Raw genomic sequence first — 1,029 nt, 5'->3', positions numbered from 1 at the left:
GGGGGTGGTCTCGTCCGTTATGCGCCTGGCGAGGTTGTCGATCGAGGCGATGTGGATCATGGCTTCGGAGCTGGCGGTGAGGGTCTCGTAGTCGCGGGCGAGGCGGCGGTGCATCATGATCCAACCGATACTCCGCTCGACGACCCAGCGCCTTTTCACGACGTGGAACCCACGGATGTCCGGTTCTCTGTTGACGACTTCGACGTCGATTCCGAGGCGGGCACCGTGCTCGACGACGGCGTTCTTGAAGCCGGTATCGACCCAACTCTTTGAGATGGTGGGGTACTTCTCCTTCGCCTGGTCAAGGAGGCGCATTCCCAGGACGTTCTCCGACAGGCCGGCGGCGGTGACGGTCACGGCGAGGATGAGGCCGATCGTGTCGGTGAGGATGCCGCGCTTCCTCCCAACGATTTTCTTGGCCGCATCTGTCCCCTGGCTGGTCAGGGGCACGTTGCAGGAGGTCTTCACGCTCTGGGTGTCGATCACGGAGGCAGTCGGCTCGGGCTTGCGCCCCTCCTTCACCCGGGCCAGTCCCGTCAGGTCGTAATTGAGCTGGGCGAAGATTCCTTCGTCCCGCCACGCGGCGTAGTAGGCATAGACGGTGCCATGGTTCGGGAAGTCGTGCGGGAGGTACTTCCAGGGGATTCCCGTGCGGTTCACGTAGAGAATCGCGTTGAAGACGTCCCGTAAATCGACCTTGGCCGGCTGCCCGGTGGGTCTGCGGTCGAGCCGGGCCTTTCTCCAGGCCGTCAACGTCGGCTCGATCAGGGCCCATCGGGCATCGGACAGGTCGCTGGGGTACGGCTTGCGCTCGCTCACGGCGTAGCGTGATCACGGGCGAGCCGGAAGACCAGGTTCCGCTGCCCATCAGGCGATTCCGGGGCATCTTCAAACCAGACGGACTTCCAGACACAGAAGCGAACGAGACGGACGGCTGATCCCTCGTCACACAGAAGGTCATACACGGCCTACCGAATGAAAGCCCCCAAACAAGGACAGGAACGAGAGCCGCATACAGGGCCTGACCTG

The 1,029-nt window shown here is 63.2% G+C and carries 1 protein-coding gene; it reads right to left on the bottom strand.

Annotated elements, in window-relative coordinates; all coding sequences use genetic code 11:
- The coding region (locus AB0A61_RS41140; RefSeq protein ID WP_361304759.1) for an IS5 family transposase at positions 1-819 on the bottom strand (819 nt) is incomplete at its 3' end.
- Positions 820-1,029 lie beyond the last annotated feature (210 nt).

The organism is Streptomyces sp. NPDC046197 (genome assembly GCF_040646295.1).
Taxonomy (GTDB): Bacteria; Actinomycetota; Actinomycetes; order Streptomycetales; family Streptomycetaceae; genus Streptomyces.
The sequence above is the reverse complement of the archived record's forward strand: the minus strand, read 5'-3'. Positions and strand labels throughout refer to the sequence as shown.